The sequence below is a fragment of the Azospirillum sp. genome, from assembly GCF_035628975.1.
GTDB lineage: Bacteria > Pseudomonadota > Alphaproteobacteria > Azospirillales > Azospirillaceae > Azospirillum.
Genome location: NZ_DASPIS010000063.1, coordinates 1 through 22,413, shown reverse-complemented (window position 1 = coordinate 22,413; position 22,413 = coordinate 1). Strand labels below are relative to the sequence as shown.

Genomic DNA, 22,413 nt, shown 5'->3' with positions numbered 1-22,413 from the left:
GGCCAGGGCCGGGTGGTATCGCCTGGCCCTGGTCGATAGCCCCTTGGCCGCTCCCCGCAGGACGCCCATCTGCTGTGCCGGTTGCCAGCCTTGGGGAAGGGGAGAGACGATGAGGAGCCTGTCGGTCGGTCTGTTGGGATTCGGCCTTGCCGGGTCGGTGTTCCACGCGCCGCTGATCCTGAGCGAGCCGCGCCTAAATCTGAAGGCGGTCGCCAGTTCGCGCGTGGACGACATCCGCCGCAGCGCACCGGGGGCGGAGGCTACGACGGTCGAGGCGGTGATCGGCGATCCGGACATCGATCTGGTGGTGATCGCCACCCCCAACACCAGCCACGCCCCCTTGGCGCGCGAGGCGCTGCTGGCCGGCAAGCATGTGGTGATCGACAAGCCGATGGCGACCACTGCGGCGGAAGCCGACGAACTGATCGACGTCGCCAAGCGGCAGGGGCGGCTGCTGACGGTTTTCCAGAACCGCCGCTGGGACAACGACTTCCTCACTCTGCGCACCTGCCTGGAAAACGGCGAGGTCGGCCGCCCCTATCACTATGAGGCGCATTTCGACCGCTTCCGGCCGCAGATCAAGCAGGGCTGGCGCGAACAGACGCTGGCAGGATCGGGGGTGCTGTTCGACCTTGGCGCCCATCTGATCGATCAGGCGCTGACCCTGTTCGGCATGCCCGACCGCATCCTCGCCGATGTCGGTGCCCAACGGCCGGACGCACAGGTCGACGACTGGTTCCACATCGTGCTGGGCTATGGCCCGCTGCGGGCGATCCTGCATTGCGGGACGGTGGTCTGCCGGCCGGGACCGCGCTTCCAGCTGCATGGCGACCGCGGCAGCTTCCTGAAACACGGCATGGACGGGCAGGAGGCGGCGTTGCGTGCCGGCCGCATGCCGACCGAGGCGGATTGGGGCCTGGACGAACCGGAGAACCACGCCTTGCTGGTCCAGGCCGACGGGACGGAACGCCGGGTGGAAACGCTGTGCGGCGACTATCCCGCCTTCTATCGCGGGGTGGCGGCCGCCATCCTCGACGGCGCGCCGCCGCCGGTGACGGCGGAGCAGGCGCGCGACGTGCTGACCGTGCTGGAGGCGGTGCGCAAGGCGGCGGGACTGCCGGCCTGAGACGTCTATTCGCGCCAGGGCACCACGCCGGGCGGCAGGCGGCGGCCCAGCGCCCCGGCGGCGACCATGGCGGCCAGCACCACCAGAATTGCGATGACGCCTAGCGCGGCGCCCAGCGTCGGGCTGCCGCCTTCCTCCAGCGCATAGACGACGACGCCCAGTGTCTCCCGCCCCTGCGACCACAGCAAGATGGAGACGGTCAGTTCGTTGAAGGCGGTAAGGAAGACCAGCAGCCCGCCGGCCGCCGCCGCCGGTGCGACCAGCGGCGCCACCACCGTCAGCAGGCGGCGCAGCGGCCCGGCGCCGAGCGCGCGGGCGGCCTCCTCCACCGTGGGGTCGAGCGCGGCGCAGGCCGCCTGCACCGGGCGCAGGGCCAGCGGCAGGAAGCGGACCAGATAGGCCGCCAGGATGATCCACAGCGTGCCGTACAGGCTGAAGCCCAGCCCTGGCAGCGGCTTCAGGAACAGCAGGATGCAGCCGATGCCGAGCACCACCCCCGGCACGGCGTGCGGCAGTTCCACCAGCACCCCGACCGCACGGGCGATCCGCCCGGCACCGCCGCCCCGCGCCATGGTGTGGGCCAGCGGAATCGCCAGCAGCGCCAGCAGCAGGGCGGCCGATCCCGACAGCAACACCGAATTGGCGAAGGCGCGCCCAACCTGATCGAGCGCCAGCACCTCGCTGTAATGGGACAGCGTCAGCGTGTCGAGACCGATGGGCACGCCGTAGACCCGCACGAGGCTGGTCGCCAGCAACGCCGCCAGCGGCGCCGCGACCAGCAGCAGAAGAACGCCCCAGGCCATCGTCTCGACTGGTGCGCGGGCAGCGCCGAGCGGCAGCGCGGCCAACGGACGGGCGCCGCCGGGCAGGCGGGTGGCGATGCGCGATTGCAGGATGGTCTGGGCGGCGATGCCCAGGCAGGCGATCAGTCCGATCAGCGCGGCCAGCACCGCCACCTCGGGCAGGGCGGAGGGGCCGAAGCCGGCCAGCCGGCGGTAGATCAGCGTCGGCAGCATCGGGATGCCGGCCGGCACGCCTAGCAGGGCGGGAACTCCGAAATTCCCCAGCGCCGCGACGAAGGCCATGGCGAGCCCGGCGATCAGGCCCGGCAGGCAGAGCGGCAGCACCACGCCGCGCACCGCGCGCCAGGGACCGGCGCCGGATGCCCGCGCCGCTTCCAGCACGTCGCCGGGAATGGCGCGGAGCGCTGCGCGCAGGGCGAGGAAGACCAGCGGCGCATGTTCGATCCCCATCACCAGGATCATACCCGCCGCCGACTGCACCGGGTTCGGCGTGCCGACCGGCGGAGCGAGGCCGAGCGGCTTCAGCAGCGGGCTGCTGGAGCCGGCAAGATGGGTCCAGGCCATCGCCACGATCTGCGGCGGGATCATCAGCGGCAGGATCAGGGCGAAGGTCATCGCCGTCCGGGCGCGCAGGTCGGTCAACCCGATCAGCAGGGCGAAGGGCCCGCCGATCAGTGCCGCCGCCAGCGTGGCGCCTGCGGCGATGGCGATGCTGTTGCCGGTGGCCCGCCATGTGGCGGGGGAGTCGAGCACACGGCCCAGCACCGCCGGATCGCCCGCTTCCCACAGCAGGCGCAGGACCGGGAGAAGCACGAGCAGGCCGACCAGTAGCGGCCAACCGGGGAGGGCGGGCAAAGCGCCTTTTCCCACCCTCCAACCTCCCGGGGCAATCCCCCTCTCCCCCCCGGGGAGAGGGTCGGGGTGAGGGGGGTGCACAGCGTGGATTTTCACAGACGGATCGGAGTGCGCGATTCTTGAAAGTCCCCGCAACGCATCCCCCTCACCCTAACCCTCTCCCCGGGGGGAGAGGGGATGCTTACCGTACCTCACTCACCCGCCGAACAGGTCGGCGAAGGCGCGCTTGTTGGCGTCGTCCTCGGCCAGCGCCTTGGCCGGGTCGTAGGGCAGCAGGGTGATGGTTGCCGGATCGGGGAAGCCCGGCGGCGGGTTGACGCCCGGCAGGGCCGGCAGGAAACCTTGGCGGGAGGCGAGATCCTGACCGTCGCGGCTCAGCAGGAAGTCGATGAAGGCCTTGGCCGCGGTGGGGTTCTTCGCGGTGCTGAGGATCGCCACCGGCTCGCTGACCGCGCTGACGCCCTCCTTGGGGAAGACGAAGGCGACGGGCGCGCCTTTCAGCTGTTCGCGGATCGGCAGGTAATCGACGACCATGCCGTAGAGCTTCGCCCCGCCGGCCACGTCCTTCAGGATGCCGCCGTTGCCCTTGGCCGCGGTGACGGCGTTGCGCTGCAGCGCCTCGTAGTACGCCATGCCCAGCGACGGCTGCGCCTTGATCGACGCCATGTGGATGGCGGCGGCACCGGAATAGAGCGGGCTCGGCATCACCGTGCTGCCCTTGGCTTCCGGCTTCAGCAGATCCTGCCAGGAGGTCGGCTTCATCGGAGCGGCGGTGTTGTAGACGATGCCGGTGGTGATCAGCTTGGTGCCGAACCAGTAGCCCTGCGCATCGTGGGTGCCGGGACGATAGCCGGCCACCGGAGCGCCGGCATAGGGCTGCAGGCGCTTCTCAGCCTTCAGCGATTCCATCGTCACCGCGTCGGCGATCAGCAGCAGGTCGGGCTGCGGCGCGCCGGCGGTGAACTCCGCTCGCAGCTTGTTCATCAGCTCGGTCGTGCCGTTGCGGACCCACTCCACCTCGACGCCGGGATTCTTCGCCTTGAAAGCCTCGACCGTTTGGCGGGCGTCCGGCTCCAGCTGTGAGGTGTAGAGCACGAGCTTGCCGGTGGCGCCGTCGGCCTGTGCGCTGTGGCCAAGCGCCAGGGTCAGCACCGTGGCGAGGGTGGCGAGAAACGCCTTCATCTCTGTCGTCTCCGTGGGATCGGCGGTGAGAGCTGTGTCTTACGCGAAGCCCGTGACAGGCGCGTGACAGCCGGCCGAATAGCCGAGCTAGTCGATCAGCTTTCCGTCCTTGAAGAAGGGATAGGGGCCGTCATAGTCGCCGATGACGGCGGTATGGCTGACTACGCCGGTGTCGGCGCGCCACATGTGGATCTGGTAGCCCGGCGGCTCCATCACGAAGGCGGACGGCGCGTCGTCGCGCAGGTCGAGCGCCACCTGATGCGCGGTGGAGGGCGCGGTCGAGGCGATGGTCCCGGCCCAGCGCACCTGGATCGGCCGGTGCAGATGGCCGCACAGCACCCGTTCCACTTGGCGATGGCGGCGGATCACGTCGGCCATGGCGTCGGCGCCGCTCAGGCCGAGCCGGTCCATGTGGCCGATGCCGGTGGCGAAGGGCGGATGATGCTGGAAGACGATGGTCGGCCGCTCGGGCTGCTCGGACAGGCGGGTGTCGAGCCAGGCGAGCCGCTCCGCACAGACCTCTCCGGCGCCGGAGCCGGGCAGGACGGTGTCCATGGCGATCAGGCGGACCGGCCAGTCCTCCACCGTGTAGTGGAAGAAGGAGCTGTCGCCGACGCGCGCCTTGAGATCTGGAAAGGCCTCGGCGAGACCAGCACGTTCGTCATGGTTGCCGGGCACGGCGAAGAGCGGGATGTCGAGCGGGCGCAGCAGGCCGAGCAGGCGTTCGTACTCCTCGGCATGGCCCGCATCAACGAGGTCGCCGGTGGCGAGGATCACGTCTGGCCGGGGGGTGAGCGCCAGGACGGCGGCGACGGCGCGCTCCAGGAAGGGCGCGGTGTCGACGCGGCGGTAGGCGAGGCGGCCGGGCGGCTTGATGTGGGTGTCGGTGATCTGGACAATGATCATGGGTGGGGCCTTGGGCTTAAGTGTTTGATTTGGAGGCGTATGCCCCCTCCCTAACCCTCCCCCTCTTCGAGGGAGAGGGGACTGCCGCCGCTTCGCAATTCAGTTCACTCGCACAAGCATCCTGCCCCCTCTCCCGCCGAAGGCGGGGGAGGGATGGGGAGGGGGCAAAGCGTCGCGACGACCAAACTCACGGCACCGCCAGCACCCGCGCCGGATCGACGCGCAGCCACACCCGGTCGCCGCGACCCAGCTCGCTCCGCCCGAGGGTGTCCACCGTCAGCGCCGGCCCGTCCGTGGGCTCCACCACCAGCCGCGTGCGGTCGCCCAGGAACACCGCCGCGGCGACGCTCCCGCCGAGATGCCCGTCGGCCTCCGATGCGAGCGCCAGATCCTCCGGCCGCACCAGCAGTTCCACCGCACCGTCCGGCCCCGACCAGGGCAGCGACGCCGCCCCGATGGACAGCATCCCGCCCTGCACCGTTCCGCCCAGCCGGTTCATCGTGCCGATGAAGTCGGCGACGAAGCCGTCCGCCGGCTGGTAATAGATCTCCCGCGGGGTGCCGATCTGCGCCACGCGCCCCTTGGCCATCACCACGATGCGGTCGCCCAGCGCCATCGCCTCCCCCTGGTCGTGGGTGACGTAGACGGCAGTGATGCCCAGCCCGCGCAGCAGCCGGTCGATTTCCAGCCGCAAACTGTCGCGCAGCTTGGCGTCGAGCGCCGTCAGCGGCTCGTCCAGCAGAAGCACGCGCGGCCGCACCACCAGCGCGCGGGCCAGCGCCACGCGCTGCCGCTGCCCGCCGGACAGCTGGTCGATCCGTCGCCCTGCGAACTCGCCGAGATGCATCAGGTCCAGCATCTCCTCCACCCGGCGGGCGCGGTCGGCGCGCGGCAGCTTGCGCACCTTCAGGCCGTAGGCGACGTTTTCCGCCACCGTCATGTTGGGGAACAGGGCGTAGCTCTGGAAGACCATGCCGACATTGCGCCGCTCGATCGGCAGGGCGGTGACGTCCTCCTCCCCGAACAGCACGCGGCCGCCAGGATCGGGGCTCTCCAGCCCGGCGATGATGCGCAGCGTGGTGGTCTTGCCGCAGCCGCTGGGGCCGAGGAAGACGATGGTCTCGCCGCCGCGGATGGTCAGGTCCAGCGGTTCCAGCGCACGGGCGCTTCCGGCGAAGGTCTTGCCGCAGCGCTCCAGGCGGATCGGCACGGCGTCGAGGTGGAAGCTGTCGGGCATCAGGCTGTCGGGCATCTCTGGAAGCCTCAAACGGACGGGCGGCCGCGCTTCGCCAGACCCTGCAGCAGGATCAGGCTGGGCACGATCATCAGGAAGAAGACGAGGGTGTAGGCGCTGCCGATCTCGATCCGCAGCGAGGCGTAGCTGTCGGCCAGCCCGACCGGCAGGGTCTTGGTCAGCGGCGTGTGCAGCAGCCAGGTCAGGTTGAACTCGCCGACCGACAGCGTCAGCACCATCAGCGACCCGGCCAGGATGCCGGAGCGGCAGTTGGGCAGCACCACCGTGGCGAAGCGGCGCAGGAAGCCGGCGCCCAGGCTGGCGGCCCCCTCCTCCAGCGTCTTCAGGTCGATGGAGCCCAGCACCGCCAGAACGGCGCGGACCATGAAGGGCAGGGTGAACAGCACATGGCCGATCAGGATGAACAGCCAGCTGCTGCGCAAATCACCCACGCCGCCATAGGTGACGATCAGCGCCAGCGCGGTGGCGAGGCCGGGGATGGCCACCGGCATCATCAGGAGTTCCTCCACCAGCCGGGCGATCCGGCCGGGACGGCGCGCCAGCGCATAGGCCGCGGGCACGCCCAGCAGCAGCGTGCAGGCGAGGCAGGCGAAGGCGATCTGCAAGGACAGCAGGATGGTGCCGGAATAGACCCGCCACACCTCCTCCACCCAGCGCAGGGTCAGGCCGCTCTTCAGCCCGACGAAATAGTTGGCGGTCAGCCCGGCCAGCATCGACATCACCATCGGCACGGTCAGCAGGGCGCAGACCAGCAGGGTGAAGCCCAACTGCAGCCAGAACCCCCAGCCGCGGCGGTTCGAGAGACTATGCATTGCCCGTCACCCCGCCGCCGCGACGGAGGTGCCGGCGACGCTGCGCGCAACCGCCAGGGCCGCCCAGGTGATGAGGCCGAGCAGGACGCTGAGCGCCGCCGCCGCCGCGATGTTCGCCTGGAGTGTGAATTCGGTGTAGATCGTCATCGGCAGCACATTGATGCGTGTGGCGAGCGTGAAGGCGGTGCCGAACGCGCCCATGGAGGTCGCGAAGCAGAGCGCGCCTGCGGAAATCAGTGCCGGTTTCAGCGCCGGCAGGATCACGTCGGCCACCACCCGCCAGGGGGATGCCCCCAGCGATCGCGCCGCCTCCTCCAGCCGCGGGTCCAGCTTCTCCGCCGCCGCCATCACCGTCAGGATGACGCGCGGGATCGAGAAATAGACGTAGCCCAGGAACAGCCCGGCCATCGAATAGGCGAAGACCAGCTTTCCCCCGGTCAGCGCCTGGGTGATGGTGCCGATCAGCCCCTGGCGTCCGGCCAGCATGATGACCATGAAGCCGATCACCACGCCGGGAAAGGCCAGCGGGAAGGTCAGCAGCGCCACCAGCAGGGCGTGCCCGGGAAAGTGATGGCGCACCAGGAAAAGCCCGGCGACGGTCGAAACCGCCAGCGTCACCAGGGTCACCCCGGCCGACAGCGCCAGCGTGGAGATCAGGCTGTCGAGATGTCCGGGATCGACGAGCGTGGTGAGATAGGCGGACCAGCCCTCCGCCCCGCCGGCGCCGATCAGGATCAGGCGGACCAGCGGCAGCAGGAAGAACGCTGCGAACACCGCCGCCGCCGGCGCCAGCAGGGCCGCCAGCCGCAGCGGTTCGCCCGTCCCTTCCAGGCCGGCCCGCGGGGATGCCGCGGGCCGGTGCGGGAGGGGAGCATCCTGCACGCAGGCGCTCACTTCACCTCCGCCTGATAGCGGTCCATGAAGCCCTTCTGCGCCTCGGCCATGCGGGCGAGGTCGACCGGCTTGGCGCGGGCGTAGTCGGCGGCCGGCAGGAACTTGGCGGCGGTCTCCGGCGACATGGCCTCGGCCCGGACCGGGCGCATGAAGGCGTTGGCCCACAGGGTCTGGCCCTTGTCGGACAGGACGTAGTCCAGAACCTTCTTGCCGTTCTCGGGATTCGGGCCGTTCTTGACCAGCGCCATCACATAGGGGACCGACACGGTGCCTTCCTTCGGGATGACGAAGGCGACCGGGGCCTTGTCGGTGTATTTGGCGCGGTAGGCGTTGAAGTCGTAGTCGATCAGGATCGGAATCTCGCCCGACAGAACGCGGGCGTAGGAGGTTTGCTTCGGCACGATGGGCTGGTTCTTCTGCAGGTCCTTGAACCAGCCGACCGCCTTGTCGAAGCTGCCGTAATCGCCGCCCAGCGCCAGGTTGACCGCAACCGCGCCGACATAGCCGACGGCGGCACTGGTCGGGTCCAGATAGCCCACCATGCCGGAATAATCGGGCTTCAGCAGGTCGGCCCAGCTCTGCGGTACAGGCTTTCCGCCCAGCGCCTCGGTGTTGACGAAGAAGCCCAGCGTGCCGCTGTGGATGGCGAACCAGTTGCCGTCGGCGTCCTTCATCCCATCGGGGATCTCGGCCCAGGCCGCCGGCTTGAAGGGCGCGACGACGCCCGCCGCCTTGGCCTGGATGCCGACCGCCCCGCCGAGATAGACGACGTCCGCGACCGGCTTGTCCTTTTCCGCCAGCATGGCGGCAAGAGACTGGCCGGAGTTCTTGTTGTCGAACGGCACGGCGATGCCAAGATCGGCCTTGATCGCCTTCAGCTGCGACGCCCAATCGGCCCATTCCGGCGGGCAGTTGTAGCAGATGGCGGTCTGCTCCGCCGCCTTGGCGGGAGCGACCGTGGCGGTGAGGGCGGCGGCCAGAGCGGCGGCGCCGAGCAGGAACGGCTTCATCATGATCGAGGGTATCTCCGTTCGGAAAGCGCTTGGATCGGTTCGGAAGGCGCGGCCCCGAGCGATTCGCCCGGACGCAAAGTGAAGGGCAGCATCACGGCGCGGCCCTGCAGATCGCCGGAAAATCCGGTGCGCAGGCATTCGAAGGCGGTGGCGCCCATCGCGCGGGCCGGCTGCACCAGGGTGGCGAGGCTGGGCGACATCAGCCGGCCGACCTCGATCCCGTCGAATCCGCAGACCGACACGTCGTCGGGCACCCGCAGGCCGAGGTCGCGCAGGGTCCGGATCGTGGCGAGCGCCAGCATGTCGTTGGAGGCAAAGAACGCGGTCGGCCGCTCCGGCCCTTCCAGATGCGGGGCCAGCCGGTGGGCCAGCTGCAAATCGTTGAAATCGACCTCCACCACCGGCCCCGGCGGCAGGCCGGCATCGGTCAGCGCCGCCTGCCAGCCGGCATGGCGCCGCCGCGAGCGGTCGGATTGGCGGAAGCGCCCGGCGATCATGCCGATGCGCCGGTGGCCGAGCACCGCCATCCGCTCCGCCACCGCGCGGGATGCCGCGACATTGTCGACCGACACATGGGCGCGCAACGCGCGTTCCGGCTGGTTGTAGGCCAGCACATAGGGCAGCCGCACCTCGTCCAGCGTGTCGAGCGAGCCGCTGCGGTCGGCGTCGGCGACGGTCAGTACCAGCCCTTCCACCCGATTGGACAGCAGTCCTTCGATGGCGCGGGATTCCTTGCCCGGATCATAATCTGTAGAGGCGATCAGGACGCTGTATCCGGCCTCCGCCGCCGCTTCCTGGATGCCGGCGACGCTCTCGGCGAAGACGGGATTGGTCAGCGACGGCACCAGCACGCCGACGGTGCGCGTGCGCGCCGCCTTCAGGCTGCGCCCGATGGTGCTGGGGCGGAAGGACAGGTCCGACGCCGCGGCACGGACCTTTTCCATGGTTTCCGGCGTGGCGTTACCGCTGCCGTTGAGGACGCGCGACACGGTGGCGATGGACACCCCGGCGCGCGCCGCCACATCGCGGATCGTCGCCACGCGCTCCACCCCGCGGGCGGTGCCCCGCGGCGTCTGCCCATCCGTGAACCGCATCCCATCCCGTACCATCAACCACCCGTCCTTGCGTCACCGGCCGATCCGGTGTGGGGCAGAGTGATGGCGGCGTGTTGCAATCGCGTGACGTCAGGAAAACGGTTTCATGAAGAATGGAAACGTTTCCACGAAGCGGGGGCGAGGCGTTGCGGCGTCTTCAGAAAAAGGCTGAATTTAGTGTTTGCGTCGCCGCAGGGCTTGGACTATGTTCCACCTCCACCAGCGATGGACCCGTAGCTCAGCTGGATAGAGCGCTGCCCTCCGAAGGCAGAGGTCATGAGTTCGAATCTCGTCGGGTCCGCCATGAATTCAAGGGCTTAGCCGTTTCAGCGGCTAGGCCCTTTTCGTTTTGGCTCGCTTTGCGTCATGTTGCGGGCGGATTTGGCGTTCACCGTGGTCGCGGCGTCTGTCACGGATCCGGCGGCGGTCCAGCCGAACCGCTTCTTGCTTGAACTCTTCCATCGGCCTGCGCCGATAGGCGGCACCGCCGCCAAACCTCCCGCTCCCTCAGACCATAGCGGGAGGTTCTTCACGTTCTCCGGGCAAGTTCATGCAGGGAATGCCCGATCCCGCGGAAGCGTATCCTCAACTAAGGATACGACCTCCCAGGAAGCGCGGGACTACTTACTCAGCCCATTCGCAGGCTTTATTCTCCGCCGACAACAACTACACTCTGCGCCTTCTGCTTTACTCGACAGTAACCGACTTCGCCAGATTACGCGGCTGATCGACATCCGTCCCCTTCAGCACGGCCGTATGGTAGGCCAGCAACTGGACCGGGATGGCGTAGAGCAGCGGGGCAACCAGCGGGTCGCAGGCCGGCAGTTCGACCGACCAGCGGACCTTGTCCTTCAGCTTGTCGATGCCCTTCTTGTCGGCCAGCAGCAGGACCTTGCCGGAGCGGGCGCAGACCTCCTGCACGTTCGACACCACCTTCTCGAACAGGGCGTCGGACGGGACCAGCACGATCACCGGCACATTGTCGTCGATCAGCGCGATCGGACCATGCTTCAGCTCGCCGGCGGCGTAGCCCTCGGCATGGATGTAGCTGATCTCCTTCAGCTTCAGCGCGCCTTCCAGGGCCAGCGGGTACATGGCGCCGCGGCCGAGATAGAGCACGTCGCGGGCCTCCGACACCTCTTGAGCCAGTTCCTTCAGCCGCTCGTCATGGGCCAGCACATCGGCGGCGCGGGCGGGGACTTCGCGCAGGGCGTGGGCGATCTGCTGCATCCGCTCCTGGTCGATGGCGCCGCGGGCGCGGCCGACGGTGACGGCAAGGCAGGCCAGCGTGGTCAGCTGGGTGGTGAAGGCCTTGGTCGAGGCGACGCCGATCTCCGGCCCCGCCATGGTGTAGAGCACGGCGTCGGATTCCCGGGCGATGGTGCTTTCCGGGGCGTTCACGATCGACAGGATCTTCTGGCCCTGGCGCTTGCAATAACGCAGGGCCTCCAGCGTATCCAGCGTCTCGCCCGACTGGGAGATGAACAGCGCGATGCCGCCCGGCGGCAGCGGGGCCTCGCGGTAGCGGAACTCCGAGGCGATGTCGACCTCGACCGGGATGCGGGCCAGCGTCTCGAACCAGTATTTGGCGACGAAACCGGCGTAGTAGGCGGTGCCGCAGGCGACGATGGTCAGCTTGGACGCGCCGGCCAGATCGAAGGGGAAGTCCGGCAAGGCGAAGGCGCCGGTTTCCGGGTTGATGTAGGCGTTCAGCGTGTCGCCGATGACCTGCGGCTGCTCGTAGATTTCCTTGAGCATGTAGTGTCGGTAGCCGTCCTTGCCGATCAGGGCGCCGGAGACCGCGGTGGTCTTCACCGGCCGCTCCACCACCGCATCCGATGCGTCGTGGACGATGGCGGCGGTGCGGCTGACCTCGACCCAGTCGCCGTCCTCCAGATAGCAGATGCGGTTGGTCAGCGGCGCCAGGGCGAAGGCGTCGGACGCCAGATACATTTCGCCGTCGCCATATCCGACGGCCAGCGGCGTGCCGTGGCGGGCGCCGATCATCAGTTCATGCTCGCCCGCGAAGATCAGCACCAGGGCGAAGGCGCCGGTGAAGCGCTTGAAGGCGGCGGCCGACGCCTGGACCGGCGTCATGCCCTGCTGGTCCAGGTAATAGGTCACGAGGTGGACGATCACCTCGGTGTCGGTGGCGCTTTCGAAGACGTAGCCGTGGCCGGTCAGCTCGTCCTTCAGCTCCTGGTAATTCTCGATGATGCCGTTGTGGACGACGGCGACGCGCTTGGTGGCGTGGGGATGAGCGTTGTTCTCCGTCGGGCCGCCATGGGTGGCCCAGCGCGTGTGGCCGATCCCGACCGTGCCGGACAGCGGCTGGTCGCGCAGCTTCATATCCAGGTTGACCAGCTTGCCCTCGGCGCGGCGGCGCTCGATGTGGCCGTTCACCAGGGTGGCGACGCCCGCGCTGTCATAACCGCGGTATTCGAGCCGGCGCAGGCCCTCCACCAGCCGGGGGGATGCGTCGTGAATGCCGTTGATGCCGATGATGCCGCACATGGACCTGATGCTCCTGAAAAAAGATGCCGACCGGAGAGTGAGGACCCGAACCGATCCTACGCCTTTTTTGCTTTCTCGTTTTGCTTCCGTTCGCGGAAACGCTGTGCCCAGCCGGCGTAAGCCTTCTGGCTGCCGCGGGCGACCACCAGGGCATCGGCCTCCACCGCCATCGTCACCACGCTGCCGGCGCCGACGATCGCGCCTTCGCCGATGACCACCGGTGCGACCAGCGCGCTGTTGGAGCCGATGAAGGCCCCGGCGCCGATCTCGGTCCGGCTTTTGTTGAAGCCGTCATAGTTGCAGGTGATGGTGCCGGCGCCGATGTTGGCCTTGGCGCCGACGCGGGCGTCGCCGATGTAGGTCAGGTGGTTGGCCTTGGCCCCGGCCTCGATCACCGCGTTCTTCACCTCGACGAAATTGCCGATGTGGGCGTCCGGACCGATTTCCGCACCCGGACGCAGCCGGGCGAAGGGGCCGATGACGGCGCCGCTGTCGATGCGCACGCCCTCCAGATGGCAGTAGGGCTTGATCTCCACCCGGTCGCCCACGGTCACGCCGGCGCCGAAGAAGCAGCCCGGACCGACGACCACGTCGCGTCCGAGCTTGGTGTCGACGCTGAGGAAGGTGCTGTCGGGGTCGATCAGGGTGGCGCCGTTGTCCATCGCGGCCTTGCGCAGGCGGCGCTGCAGCAGCTTTTCCACCTCCGCCAATTCGGCGCGGGAGTTGACGCCGACCACCTCGGCCGGGGCGGCCTCGACCACGGCGCAGGCCATGCCGGCGCGCCGCGCGATCTGGACGACGTCGGTCAGGTAGTATTCGGACTTGGCGTTGTCGTTGCCGACGCTGCCGATCAGGTCGAACATGCGCGCACCGTCGAACGCCATCAGGCCGGCGTTGCACAGGGTGACCGCACGTTCCTCCTCGCTGGCGTCGAGATACTCGACGATCTTCTCCAGCCCGCCGCGGGCATTCAGGATCAGGCGGCCATAGGCGCCGGGATCGTCGGGCCGCATGCCCAGCACCACCACCGCCGGGTCGGCCGCCTGCCGGCGCGCCTGCACCAGGGCACGCAGCGTGTCGGGAGTGACCAGCGGCGTGTCGCCGTACAGGACGATGACGTCGCCGGTGAACCCCTCCAGCAGGCCGAAGGCGGCGCGCACGGCGTCGGCGGTGCCGCGCTGCTCATGCTGGACCGCGGTGGGGTAGGGGGCGACTGCGGCGGCGACGCTGTCCATGCCGGGGCCGACCACCACCACGACATGGTCGGGGTCGAGCGTCTTCACCGCGGCCAGCACATGCCCGACCATCGGCCGGCCGGCCACCCGGTGCAGCACCTTGGGCAGATCGGATTTCATGCGCGTGCCCTTGCCGGCGGCGAGGATCACGCAGGCGAGCGGACGATGGGCCATGGTGGTGTTCCTGGTCGGACCTTGGTGTGGACGGGAAGGGGTGGAGGGAAACCGATCGATGAAAGCGCCGTACTTGAGCCGGGAAAGGTTAAGACATCACTGCTCCTGCGGGCGACGCATCTTCCGGAGTGCGCACTGCACCATCGGCAATTCCGAGAGTGGTGTGCCACAGCACGCAAAGGAAGCCCAAGTCAACTTTTGTTTCAGCCTGTCATAGCCGCGCCGGCCATGGCGTGGTCCTGCACCGGACGGCGGAAATAGCCGCTTCGGTCGGGATCGTCCCAAGGCGGGCATGCGTGTGGAAAGGGTGAGTGCCGGCCCGTCCCGCACCACTTTGCCGATGCGCCGAACGCTCCCTGAAGGCTGCGGACAGTCCGTTCACCGCGGCGACCGCCGGTGCAACGGAACGATGCATACGCTGATACTATCCTTTTGGACAGCTGCGGTATCCCTCAGGATCCGCCCACGGCCACGGCAAAGCCCCTACAGTATTAGGGTCGATCCGGGAGGGCGCACCATGATGCAGGACGATGCCGTGACGGCCGGTTCGCTGGCCATCTGCACCACGCTCCTGCTGCTGTCCGCTTCCGGCTGGCAAGACAAGCAATCAAGAACCTGCCGGGTGCGGGCCGGGCGGCGGCACGTCGTGCCGCAGTCGACGCCGCGCTACGGCGGTCCCCAATGGGAAGGAACTCCACCATGGTCTCTCGCATGGCTCGGGTCGTTCATATGGGAAAACTGGGCGGCTATGCGGCGCTTCTGGATGGCGCGCTGCTTGAACTGGACGGCCGTCTTCTCTGGCCGTCGGCGGGGGCGCTGAACGAAGCGATGCGGCGCGCCGGCATTCAGCCGTCGGACCTGATCCTCGACACCCGCTCGCCCGCCGGGATCACGCCCGCCGCAACGGTCAACGGATCGGCGGCTGTGAGGCCCCGGTCCGGCGGTCTGCCGCTGGCGGCGTGACGCCCGTCAGGTGGACGACCACGCTGCCGAAATCGCTGTCCGTCTCCAGCCGCACCGGCAGGGGCGGATAGCCGGCGGCGACGGGGGCCAACCACAGATCCACCGGCGGCCGGTCCGCCGGATTGCTCCGCTGCCAGAAGCGGCCGGTGGGGCCGGACCTGCCGTATCCCGCCACCGGCTTGTAGCTGACCCGGCATTGCTGGGCGACGCCGGAGAAGACCGAATAGCGTGACGGATCGACGATCCGCCGTCCCACCTCGGTGAACATCATGTCATAGCGGCGGCGCCCGTCGAACACCGGCAGCGACCGGTCGCAGCGTTCGGTCGCCCCCACCGCGAAGAGCAGGTCCAGCACGGCGGACAGCGGGTCCAGCGTGCCGCGCTGCAGGGCGGGCGGCACCGGCTCGCGGTCGTCGGTCTCCGGCGGGGGCGTGACGGTGGCGGAAACATCGCCCTGCGGCCCGTAGGTCAGGGTGACGTTGCGCGGCTCCCCCCGGAACTGGCTGGACTGACGGTGGCTGGCCGGCCTCAGGTCGTCGCCCTGGCGGCGGCCGTCGCTCTGCGATTCCGTCTTCCAGGTGAACAGGCGGCCGATGGTGCCCCCGGTCACCGCCGACACCGCGATCCGGTAGCGGTCGCCGGTCACGTCCAGGGTCGCATCCACGTCCAGCGCGGTGACGCCGCCGACGAACACGCGGTAGGTCGCCTTCAGCGGCTCCGCCATGGCTGCCGGTGCTGCGAGCGGCAGCAGGGGGAGCGACAGGCCGGCGGCCAGCAGGGCCGTTCCGAAACGGTTGGGGAGGCGGAGAGGGCTGGGATGGGGCACGGTCCGGGGCTCCTGCGGTCGGCGAAATCTTTTTTAAGATGGTGATGAATCTGGTGCTTGACACCCGGCGGGGAAGGCCGTAGAAACCCGCCCACCGCAGCGGCGGGGCCGACGAAAGACGGTCGCGACGCTCCCGGGAAAGCCAGCCGGATCGGCTGGACGGAACGGGGCAAAGAGTTTCAAGGTTCGGGCGCGTAGCTCAGCGGGAGAGCATTCGCTTCACACGCGAAGGGTCACAGGTTCAATCCCTGTCGCGCCCACCATTAAGAAAAGGCTTCGGACGAAAGTCCGGAGCCTTTTTCTTTTCCCGGCATTTTTGCCCCGGGACTACACTGAAAATGTGCATCAGTTTATACTTATATAATTGCCGAATCCGCGGTCGATTGACGCAGATCAGCCCCGTTTGCGTTGCAATACGGTAGGTTGGGTCATTCCCTGTCACCCGTTTCGGAAAGCCTCACCTCATGGACGATACCCGCATCGCTCTGCTCTCTCTCGGCCTGCTCGTCGTGGTCCTCGCCATCATCATCGGTTCGGTGATTTTCGTCCCGTCCTTCACCGCGCTGCTTGCCACGCTGCTGGCCTGGGCGAACCTGGCCTATCTGGTCGGCATCACCATCAAGCGCTGATTTTCCAAGTTCGACGCGGCGGGGGAGGGGGTGCCTTCGCCGCCGCTTCGGCAACAGTATGTCTTACAGAAAGCTTTTCTGGACAGGAACGGTCCGACGCGTTATCCAGCGCGCGAATTCGACGCGCAAGGACCGCCGCCATGACGTTGACCGCCGCCCAGACCTCCAGCGACCTGCCGATCATGAGGACGGTCGAGGATCTGCGAGCACAGGTCGCGGCTTGGCGCGGGGAGGGGCTGACCGTCGCCCTCGTGCCGACGATGGGGGCGCTGCATGACGGACATCTGGGCCTCGTGCGGCGCGGGCGGGAATTGGCCGACCGGGTGGTCGCCAGCGTCTTCGTCAATCCGACCCAGTTCGCCCCGCATGAGGATTTCGACCGCTACCCGCGCGACGAGGCCGGCGATTCCGCCAAGCTCGCGTCGGCGGGGTGCCACGCGCTCTATGCCCCGTCGGTACGCGCCATGTATCCGGAAGGCTTCGCCACCGCCATCTCGGTCGGCGGCCCGGCGGAGGGGCTGTGCGGTGCCTTCCGGCCGCAGATGTTCGGCGGCGTCGCCCTGGTGGTGACCAAGCTGTTCCTGCAGGCACTGCCCGACGTCGCGGTGTTCGGCGAGAAGGACTATCAGCAGTTGATGGTGATCCGCCGCTTCACCCGCGATCTCGACATCCCCGTCCGCGTCGAAGGACTGCCGACGGTGCGCGAGGCCGATGGGCTCGCCATGTCCTCCCGCAACGCCTATCTCAGCGCCGACGAGCGTGCCCGTGCGCCGGAGTTGCACCGGGCGCTGACCGCGGCGGCTGAGGCGCTGGCTCGTGGGGCCGAGGCCGACGGTGCCCTGACCGGGATCCGCGGCCGCATCGCCGAGGCTGGATTCGGCACCATCGACTATGTCGAACTGCGCGACGCCGAAACGCTGGAGCCGGTGACCGCCGTCACCCGTCCCGCCCGGCTCCTCGCCGCGGCCTGGATGGGCAAGGCCCGGCTGATCGACAATGTTCCGGTGATTCCGGCCGGCTGACCGGACGGATTGTTCTCCGGACTGATCGATCGGCATTTGACCTGACTTTGCTGCAGGCCTAGCATCGTCGGCGATGGGACGTGAGACCCCCGGGATTGGGGGCGGAAAGGCGATCGTGCGGCTCGTCCGTCGCAACCGGCATGGGGAAACGGTGTCCCTGATGCCGCTGGTTCTGACCGGCCTGCTGCTGGCGCTGGCGGCGCTCGGCACCACGGGTGCCGTGGTGGCCAGCAAGAACCGCGCACCTGCGCCACAGGCACAGCCGGGGGTCAGCAAGAAATACGCCGCCCTGCCGATGATGACCTTCGGCTTGGGCGGTGGCGGCGCACGGATGGTCGACGTCAAGGTTCTGCTGGAGATCGATCCGTCGGTCGACGGCAAGGTCGCCGATCCCTACGTCCCCCGCATCTCCGACCAACTGTCCGACCGCATGCGCCAGATCGACCCGCAGCAGCTGACCGGCGCCGACGGGGCAATGCTGATGAAAAGCACGATCGCGGGCGTGCTCGACCGCGAACTGCGGGGCGTGCGGGTGAAGGATATCCTGCTGGACCGGATGGTGGTGCGGTAGAAGAGAGTGGAGGCAGGCGCCGCGAGGACGCCCGCCCCAATCCGTTCACTCTGTTTCGATCACTCGGCCGCGACGGCGGCGCGGCGCTGGGCGTCGCGCGACTGGCGGCCTTCCTTCAGCTTTTCGGCCAGCAGGAAGGCCAGTTCCAGCGACTGGCTGGCGTTCAGGCGCGGGTCGCAGGCGGTGTGGTAGCGCAGCGCCAGATTGTGGTCGGTGATCGCCTGGGCGCCGCCGGTGCACTCCGTCACGTCCTGCCCGGTCAGCTCGAAATGCACGCCGCCGGCATGGGTGCCTTCGGCTTGATGCACTTCGAAGAAACCGCGCGCCTCGGCCAGCACCCTCTCGACCGGACGGGTCTTGTAGCCGGTGGTCGACTTCACCGTGTTGCCGTGCATCGGGTCGCAGGACCACACCACCGTGCGGCCTTCGCGCTGGACCTTGCGCAGCAGCGGCGGGAACTTCTCCGCCACCTTGTCGGAGCCCATGCGCACGATCAGCGTCAGGCGCCCGGCCTCGTTGGTCGGGTTCAGGATGTCGATCAGGCGGATCAGTTCGTCCGGGTCGGTGGTCGGACCGCATTTCAGGCCGATCGGGTTCTTCACCCCGCGCAGGAATTCGACATGGGCGCCGTCGGGCTGGCGGGTGCGGTCGCCGATCCACAGCATGTGGGCCGACACGTCGTACCAGTCGCCGGTGGTGCTGTCGACGCGGGTCAGCGCCTGCTCGAACGGCAGCAGCAGCGCCTCGTGGCTGGTGAAGAAGTCGGTCTCGCGGATCTGCGGCGTCGTCTCCGCGGTGATGCCGCAGGCGGCCATGAAGGCCAGAGCCTCGTCCAGACGGTTGGCCAGCTCCTGGAAATGCTCGCCGGCCGGCGACTTCTCGACGAAGCTCAGCGTCCACTGATGGACCTTGTGCAGGTCGGCGTAACCGCCCTGGGCGAAGGCGCGCAACAGGTTCAGCGTCGCGGCGGCCTGGGTGTAGGCCTGCATCATGCGCTCCGGATCGGGAACGCGGGCATCGCTGGTGAAGTCGAAGCCGTTGATGATGTCGCCGCGGTAGGACGGCAACTCGACCCCGTCGATGGCCTCCATGTCGGCCGAGCGCGGCTTGGCGAACTGGCCGGCCATGCGGCCGACCTTGATGACCGGGATCGAGGCGCCGAAGGTCAGCACCACGGCCATCTGCAGCAGGACGCGGAAGGTGTCGCGGATGTTGTTGGGGTGGAATTCGGCGAAGCTCTCGGCGCAATCGCCACCCTGCAGCAGGAAGGCTTGACCGGCGGCGGCCTCGGCCAGCTTGGCCTTCAGCCGGCGGGCCTCGCCGGCGAAGACAAGCGGCGGATAGGAGGACAGACGCTGTTCGACCGCCTCGACCTTGGACCGGTCGGGATAAGTCGGCAACTGCTTCGCCGGTTTCGTCTTCCAACTGGCGGGTGTCCAACGCTCGACCATGACGCGCCTGCTCTTCCTTGACGATTGCGGAACGGGGGCCGGGCGGGCGGCGAACGACCGGCGGCGAATCCCATTGGGGGGTACTCTATAGCGCGACTCGCGGTAACTTTTCCACAGTTTCGGCCCGCCTGCCGGCAATGCTGTGCCGCGGCGCCCCATGCTTCGCCATCGGGGGTGATTGCAGATGAAAGGAAGTTCGCGTCGGCGCCGCTGGCGGCGGGGCCTTGCGCCCTTTATACATCGGGGCAACCGGCCACCCCGACCGATGCCCCCGATCATTGCCCGAGAGGAGCCCTTTTTGGTGAAAGCGACATCCTGGCGGGCAAGGCGCCTGTCCTCCTGGGGGCAGGCCCTGGCGGTCTACCGCGACCCGCGCGTGCTGGCGATCCTGTTCCTGGGCTTTGCCGAAGGGTTGCCGCTGGCACTGACCGGAGCCACGCTGAATGTCTGGCTGACCGAGGAAGGCGTCAGCCGGACCAACATCGGCCTGTTCGCGCTGGTCACCATGCCCTATGCGCTGAAGTTCCTGTGGGCGCCGCTGATCGACCGCATGAGGCTGCCGGTGATGACGCGGCTGTTCGGGCGGCGGCGCGGCTGGGCGCTGACGGCGCAGGCGGCGCTGATCGCAGCATTGGTGGGGCTGGGCACCACCGATCCCGGGCAGGATCTGTGGTGGACCGCGCTGTGCGCGGTGTTGGTCGCCTTCTGCTCTGCCAGCCAGGACATCGTCGTCGATGCCTACCGCGTCGAGGTGCTGGAGGAGCATCAGCAGGCCGCCGGTGCCGCGGTGCTGGTGCTGGGCTATCGCTTCGGCCTGATGGCGGCGGGGGCGGGCGCCCTCTACATCGCGGAGGCCTATGGCTGGCGCACCGCCTACGAGGCGATGGCGGCGCTGGTTCTGGTGGGGATGGCGACCATCCTGCTGTGCCGCGAACCGAAGGAGCCGCCGCCCAGCGCCCGCGAAAAGCTGATCGCCGAGTGGCTGGCGCGCCGGCCGCATCTGTCGGGCCGCAGCGCGGTGATGCTCGCCTGGCTCTATGGCGCGGTGGTGGCGCCCTTCCTGCAGTTCATGGAGCGGCGGGCCTGGGTGCTGATCCTGGCCTTCATCGCCAGCTACAAGCTGGGGGAGGTTCTGGCCGGCCAGATGTCGTCGACCTTCTACATCAGCCTGGGCTTCACGAAGTCGGAGATCGCCACGGTCAGCAAGCTGTTCGGCCTGTGGGCGACCATCGCCGGGGGACTGCTGGGCGGGCTTCTGGTCGGCAAGGTCGGGGTGCTGCGCGGCCTGATGATCGGCGGCATCCTGCAGATGGTGTCGAACCTGGGCTACGTCCTGCTGGCCTGGACCGGCCACGACGTATCGATCCTGGCGGTGACGGTGGTGATCGACAATGTCTGCGGCGGCATCGCCACCGCGGGCTTCGTCGCCTATCTGTCGGGGCTGTGCAACGTCGCCTATACCGCGACGCAATATGCGTTGCTGTCGAGCTTCTACAAGCTGGGCGGCGACCTGTTCGGCGCCTCGTCCGGCTGGCTGGCGGAGCGGATGGACTGGATCAGCTTCTTCCTGCTGTCGATGGCCGGCGCCATTCCGGCACTTTGCCTGCTGGTCTGGCTGATGGGGCTCCACCGCCGGGAACGGGAGACCGCCGTCCCCGCGCAGTGACGGGGACGGCATCGCCGGAGAGAGCTGTCAGCCCCCGGTGGTGGTCTTGGTCTTGCCGGCGCCCGGCCCGGCGCCCAGGTCGGCACCGGTCATCGGATCGGCGTCGGGCTTGGACATGGTGCGGGCGGCCACGGCGTTGACCGCGGCCATTTCCGATGCGGCCAGCTTCACCGTCGGGTTGCCGTCGCCGCCGTTGACCGGGGCGTCGCCCATCTTGACGTCCACGAACTCCCACTGGGCGCCCTGGTTCCAGGGGCCGCGCATGTCGCCTTCGCCCTGGCTCATGTTGTAGTACTTGTCGGTGTATTCCGGCTTGCCCGGCAGCTTGCCCGGCGGGAAGTTGTTGTCGATGGCGTACAGCGCCTTTTCGAAGCTCTTCTGGTGAGCGATCTCGCGGGTCATCAGGAAGCCCAGCGCATCCTTCACGCCCGGATCGGTGGTGACGTTGATCAGGCGCTCGTAGATGATCTTGGCGCGCGATTCCGCCGCGATGTTGGAGCGCAGGTCGGCCGTCGGCTCGCCGATGCTGTCGATGTAGCCGCCGGTCCACAGCTGCCCGGCGGAGTTCACCAGAGACGGGCCGCCGCCATACAGAAGCGACAGGGTGTGGCTGCCGTTGCCCTGCGTGATGTTGGCATAGAGGTCGGCAGTCTCTTCCGCACCTTCGGCCAGCTTGCCCTTGGCGCCCTTGGTCAGCATGGCGACGATGGAGCCGATCACCTCGAGGTGGCTCAGTTCCTCGGTCGCGATGTCGATCAGCATGTCCTTGCGGCCCGGATCCTCGTCGGCCAGACCCTGGGTGAAGTAGCGCATGGCCGCGGCGAGTTCACCCTGCGGGCCGCCGAACTGCTCCAGCATCAGGCTGGCGAGCACCGGGTTGGGCTCCGACACGCGCACCGTGTACATGAGCTTTTTGTTGTGCATGAACATGCGAGGGACTCCTCCTGCGTCTGATGGCCCGCCTGGCGGGGGCCGAGGATCGGAGAAATCCGGACCGGCCCATCGCCGGGGATGCAGGGGAGACCAGCAGGACGTGCCGTTCCGGATCGCTCACCCGTCCTCAACCCATGATCTTTAGAAGTGTTCCAGGAAAACTGCCCTGTCTTGGCGTGCTATAACTCCCGGTGCATGGAAGAAGACGTGATTCCACGAAAAAGGCGGCGCGAAGGGGTGGTTTCCCTCGCGCCGCCCGTTCCGGCAGTCCCGTTTTTCAGGCAGTCAGATCTTCTTTTCCGGCTCCGCCTTTTCGCGCATCAGCACGAATTCCTCCGAGGTGGAGGGGTGGAGCGCGATGGTGCGGTCGAAGTCGCGCTTGGTGGCGCCGCAGTTCAGCGCGATCGCCAGCGGCTGCATCATCTCCGGCGCGTCCATGCCCATCATGTGGCAGCCGAGCACGCGCTGGCTCTCGCCGTCGACCACCAG

Annotated in this window: 19 protein-coding genes, 2 tRNA genes and 1 pseudogene; 8 read left to right on the top strand and 14 right to left on the bottom strand. The window is 68.3% G+C overall.

The window, feature by feature from the left end; all coding sequences use genetic code 11:
• The first annotated feature begins 109 nt into the window (after window positions 1-109).
• The gene (locus tag VD964_RS14440) at window positions 110-1,126 is read left to right on the top strand and encodes an oxidoreductase (protein WP_324869261.1); all 1,017 of its coding nucleotides are present in this window, start codon (window positions 110-112) and stop codon (window positions 1,124-1,126) included.
• 5 nt (window positions 1,127-1,131) lie between these two features.
• Here VD964_RS14440 and VD964_RS14435 read toward each other — a convergent pair whose 3' ends face one another.
• The 8 genes from VD964_RS14435 to VD964_RS14400 all read right to left on the bottom strand — a co-directional run bounded on the left by VD964_RS14435 (window position 1,132) and on the right by VD964_RS14400 (window position 9,940).
• On the bottom strand, window positions 1,132-2,784 hold the full coding sequence (locus tag VD964_RS14435; RefSeq protein WP_324869260.1) for an iron ABC transporter permease: 1,653 nt from the start codon (window positions 2,782-2,784) through the stop codon (window positions 1,132-1,134).
• A 195-nt stretch (window positions 2,785-2,979) separates the two neighbouring features.
• Window positions 2,980-3,966: an ABC transporter substrate-binding protein gene (locus VD964_RS14430; protein ID WP_324869259.1), complete on the bottom strand. Its 987-nt coding sequence runs from the start codon at window positions 3,964-3,966 to the stop codon at window positions 2,980-2,982.
• A gap of 87 nt (window positions 3,967-4,053) precedes the next feature.
• Complete coding sequence (locus VD964_RS14425) at window positions 4,054-4,872, bottom strand: phosphodiesterase (RefSeq protein ID WP_324869258.1); 819 nt, start codon at window positions 4,870-4,872, stop codon at window positions 4,054-4,056.
• A 187-nt stretch (window positions 4,873-5,059) separates the two neighbouring features.
• Window positions 5,060-6,109 carry an ABC transporter ATP-binding protein gene (locus tag VD964_RS14420; RefSeq protein ID WP_324869279.1) on the bottom strand — a complete coding sequence of 350 codons (1,050 nt, stop codon included), beginning with the start codon at window positions 6,107-6,109 and terminating at the stop codon, window positions 5,060-5,062.
• 26 nt (window positions 6,110-6,135) lie between these two features.
• Window positions 6,136-6,939, bottom strand: coding sequence for an ABC transporter permease (locus tag VD964_RS14415; protein WP_324869257.1), 804 nt, complete (start codon window positions 6,937-6,939; stop codon window positions 6,136-6,138).
• A gap of 6 nt (window positions 6,940-6,945) precedes the next feature.
• Window positions 6,946-7,833: an ABC transporter permease gene (locus VD964_RS14410; protein WP_324869256.1), complete on the bottom strand. Its 888-nt coding sequence runs from the start codon at window positions 7,831-7,833 to the stop codon at window positions 6,946-6,948.
• A complete protein-coding gene (locus VD964_RS14405) occupies window positions 7,830-8,846 on the bottom strand; it encodes an ABC transporter substrate-binding protein (protein WP_324869255.1) in 1,017 nt (338 codons plus the stop codon). Before VD964_RS14405 ends, VD964_RS14410 begins: the two co-directional genes overlap by 4 nt.
• Window positions 8,843-9,940 (bottom strand): LacI family DNA-binding transcriptional regulator, encoded by a 1,098-nt coding sequence (locus VD964_RS14400; RefSeq protein ID WP_324869254.1) that lies wholly within the window; start codon window positions 9,938-9,940, stop codon window positions 8,843-8,845. The genes VD964_RS14405 and VD964_RS14400 overlap by 4 nt, the downstream gene beginning before the upstream one ends.
• Before the next feature lie 227 nt (window positions 9,941-10,167).
• On the opposite strand from VD964_RS14400, the gene VD964_RS14395 reads away from it, so the two are divergent.
• Window positions 10,168-10,244 (top strand) — tRNA-Arg (locus tag VD964_RS14395).
• A gap of 383 nt (window positions 10,245-10,627) precedes the next feature.
• On the opposite strand, the gene glmS is transcribed toward VD964_RS14395, so the two are convergent.
• Both glmS and glmU read right to left on the bottom strand, forming a co-directional pair.
• On the bottom strand, window positions 10,628-12,454 hold the full coding sequence (glmS, locus tag VD964_RS14390) for a glutamine--fructose-6-phosphate transaminase (isomerizing) (protein WP_324869253.1): 1,827 nt from the start codon (window positions 12,452-12,454) through the stop codon (window positions 10,628-10,630).
• Between the two features lie 56 nt (window positions 12,455-12,510).
• Window positions 12,511-13,863, bottom strand: a complete 1,353-nt coding sequence (gene glmU, locus VD964_RS14385) for a bifunctional UDP-N-acetylglucosamine diphosphorylase/glucosamine-1-phosphate N-acetyltransferase GlmU (protein ID WP_324869252.1) — start codon at window positions 13,861-13,863, stop codon at window positions 12,511-12,513.
• 711 nt (window positions 13,864-14,574) lie between these two features.
• Between glmU and VD964_RS14380 the strand changes: the two genes are divergently transcribed.
• On the top strand, window positions 14,575-14,826 hold the full coding sequence (locus VD964_RS14380; RefSeq protein WP_324869251.1) for a hypothetical protein: 252 nt from the start codon (window positions 14,575-14,577) through the stop codon (window positions 14,824-14,826).
• On the opposite strand, the gene VD964_RS14375 is transcribed toward VD964_RS14380, so the two are convergent.
• Entirely contained in the window at window positions 14,771-15,652 is an 882-nt protein-coding gene (locus VD964_RS14375) for a DUF3108 domain-containing protein (RefSeq protein WP_324869250.1), read from the bottom strand. The two genes, VD964_RS14380 and VD964_RS14375, sit on opposite strands and share 56 nt — an antisense overlap.
• A gap of 188 nt (window positions 15,653-15,840) precedes the next feature.
• Between VD964_RS14375 and VD964_RS14370 the strand changes: the two genes are divergently transcribed.
• From VD964_RS14370 to VD964_RS14355, 4 genes are all read left to right on the top strand, one after another.
• A tRNA-Val gene (locus tag VD964_RS14370) sits at window positions 15,841-15,915 on the top strand.
• Between the two features lie 201 nt (window positions 15,916-16,116).
• Window positions 16,117-16,281, top strand: coding sequence for a sugar tyrosine-protein kinase (locus VD964_RS14365; protein WP_149224507.1), 165 nt, complete (start codon window positions 16,117-16,119; stop codon window positions 16,279-16,281).
• A gap of 140 nt (window positions 16,282-16,421) precedes the next feature.
• On the top strand, window positions 16,422-17,303 hold the full coding sequence (gene panC / locus VD964_RS14360) for a pantoate--beta-alanine ligase (protein WP_324869249.1): 882 nt from the start codon (window positions 16,422-16,424) through the stop codon (window positions 17,301-17,303).
• A 115-nt stretch (window positions 17,304-17,418) separates the two neighbouring features.
• Window positions 17,419-17,874 carry a flagellar basal body-associated FliL family protein gene (locus VD964_RS14355; protein WP_310118134.1) on the top strand — a complete coding sequence of 152 codons (456 nt, stop codon included), beginning with the start codon at window positions 17,419-17,421 and terminating at the stop codon, window positions 17,872-17,874.
• A gap of 59 nt (window positions 17,875-17,933) precedes the next feature.
• On the opposite strand, the gene VD964_RS14350 is transcribed toward VD964_RS14355, so the two are convergent.
• A complete protein-coding gene (locus VD964_RS14350; protein WP_324869248.1) occupies window positions 17,934-19,325 on the bottom strand; it encodes a class II 3-deoxy-7-phosphoheptulonate synthase in 1,392 nt (463 codons plus the stop codon).
• A gap of 301 nt (window positions 19,326-19,626) precedes the next feature.
• Here VD964_RS14350 and VD964_RS14345 point away from each other — a divergent pair, with 301 nt between their 5' ends.
• Window positions 19,627-20,991 (top strand): AmpG family muropeptide MFS transporter, encoded by a 1,365-nt coding sequence (locus VD964_RS14345; protein WP_414637150.1) that lies wholly within the window; start codon window positions 19,627-19,629, stop codon window positions 20,989-20,991.
• 27 nt (window positions 20,992-21,018) lie between these two features.
• On the opposite strand, the gene VD964_RS14340 is transcribed toward VD964_RS14345, so the two are convergent.
• Together VD964_RS14340 and VD964_RS14335 are read right to left on the bottom strand one after the other, a co-directional pair.
• A complete protein-coding gene (locus tag VD964_RS14340; protein ID WP_324869246.1) occupies window positions 21,019-21,921 on the bottom strand; it encodes a manganese catalase family protein in 903 nt (300 codons plus the stop codon).
• Window positions 21,922-22,209: 288 nt separating this feature from the next.
• Window positions 22,210-22,413: pseudogene (locus VD964_RS14335) on the bottom strand (glutathione-disulfide reductase); the annotation flags it as partial.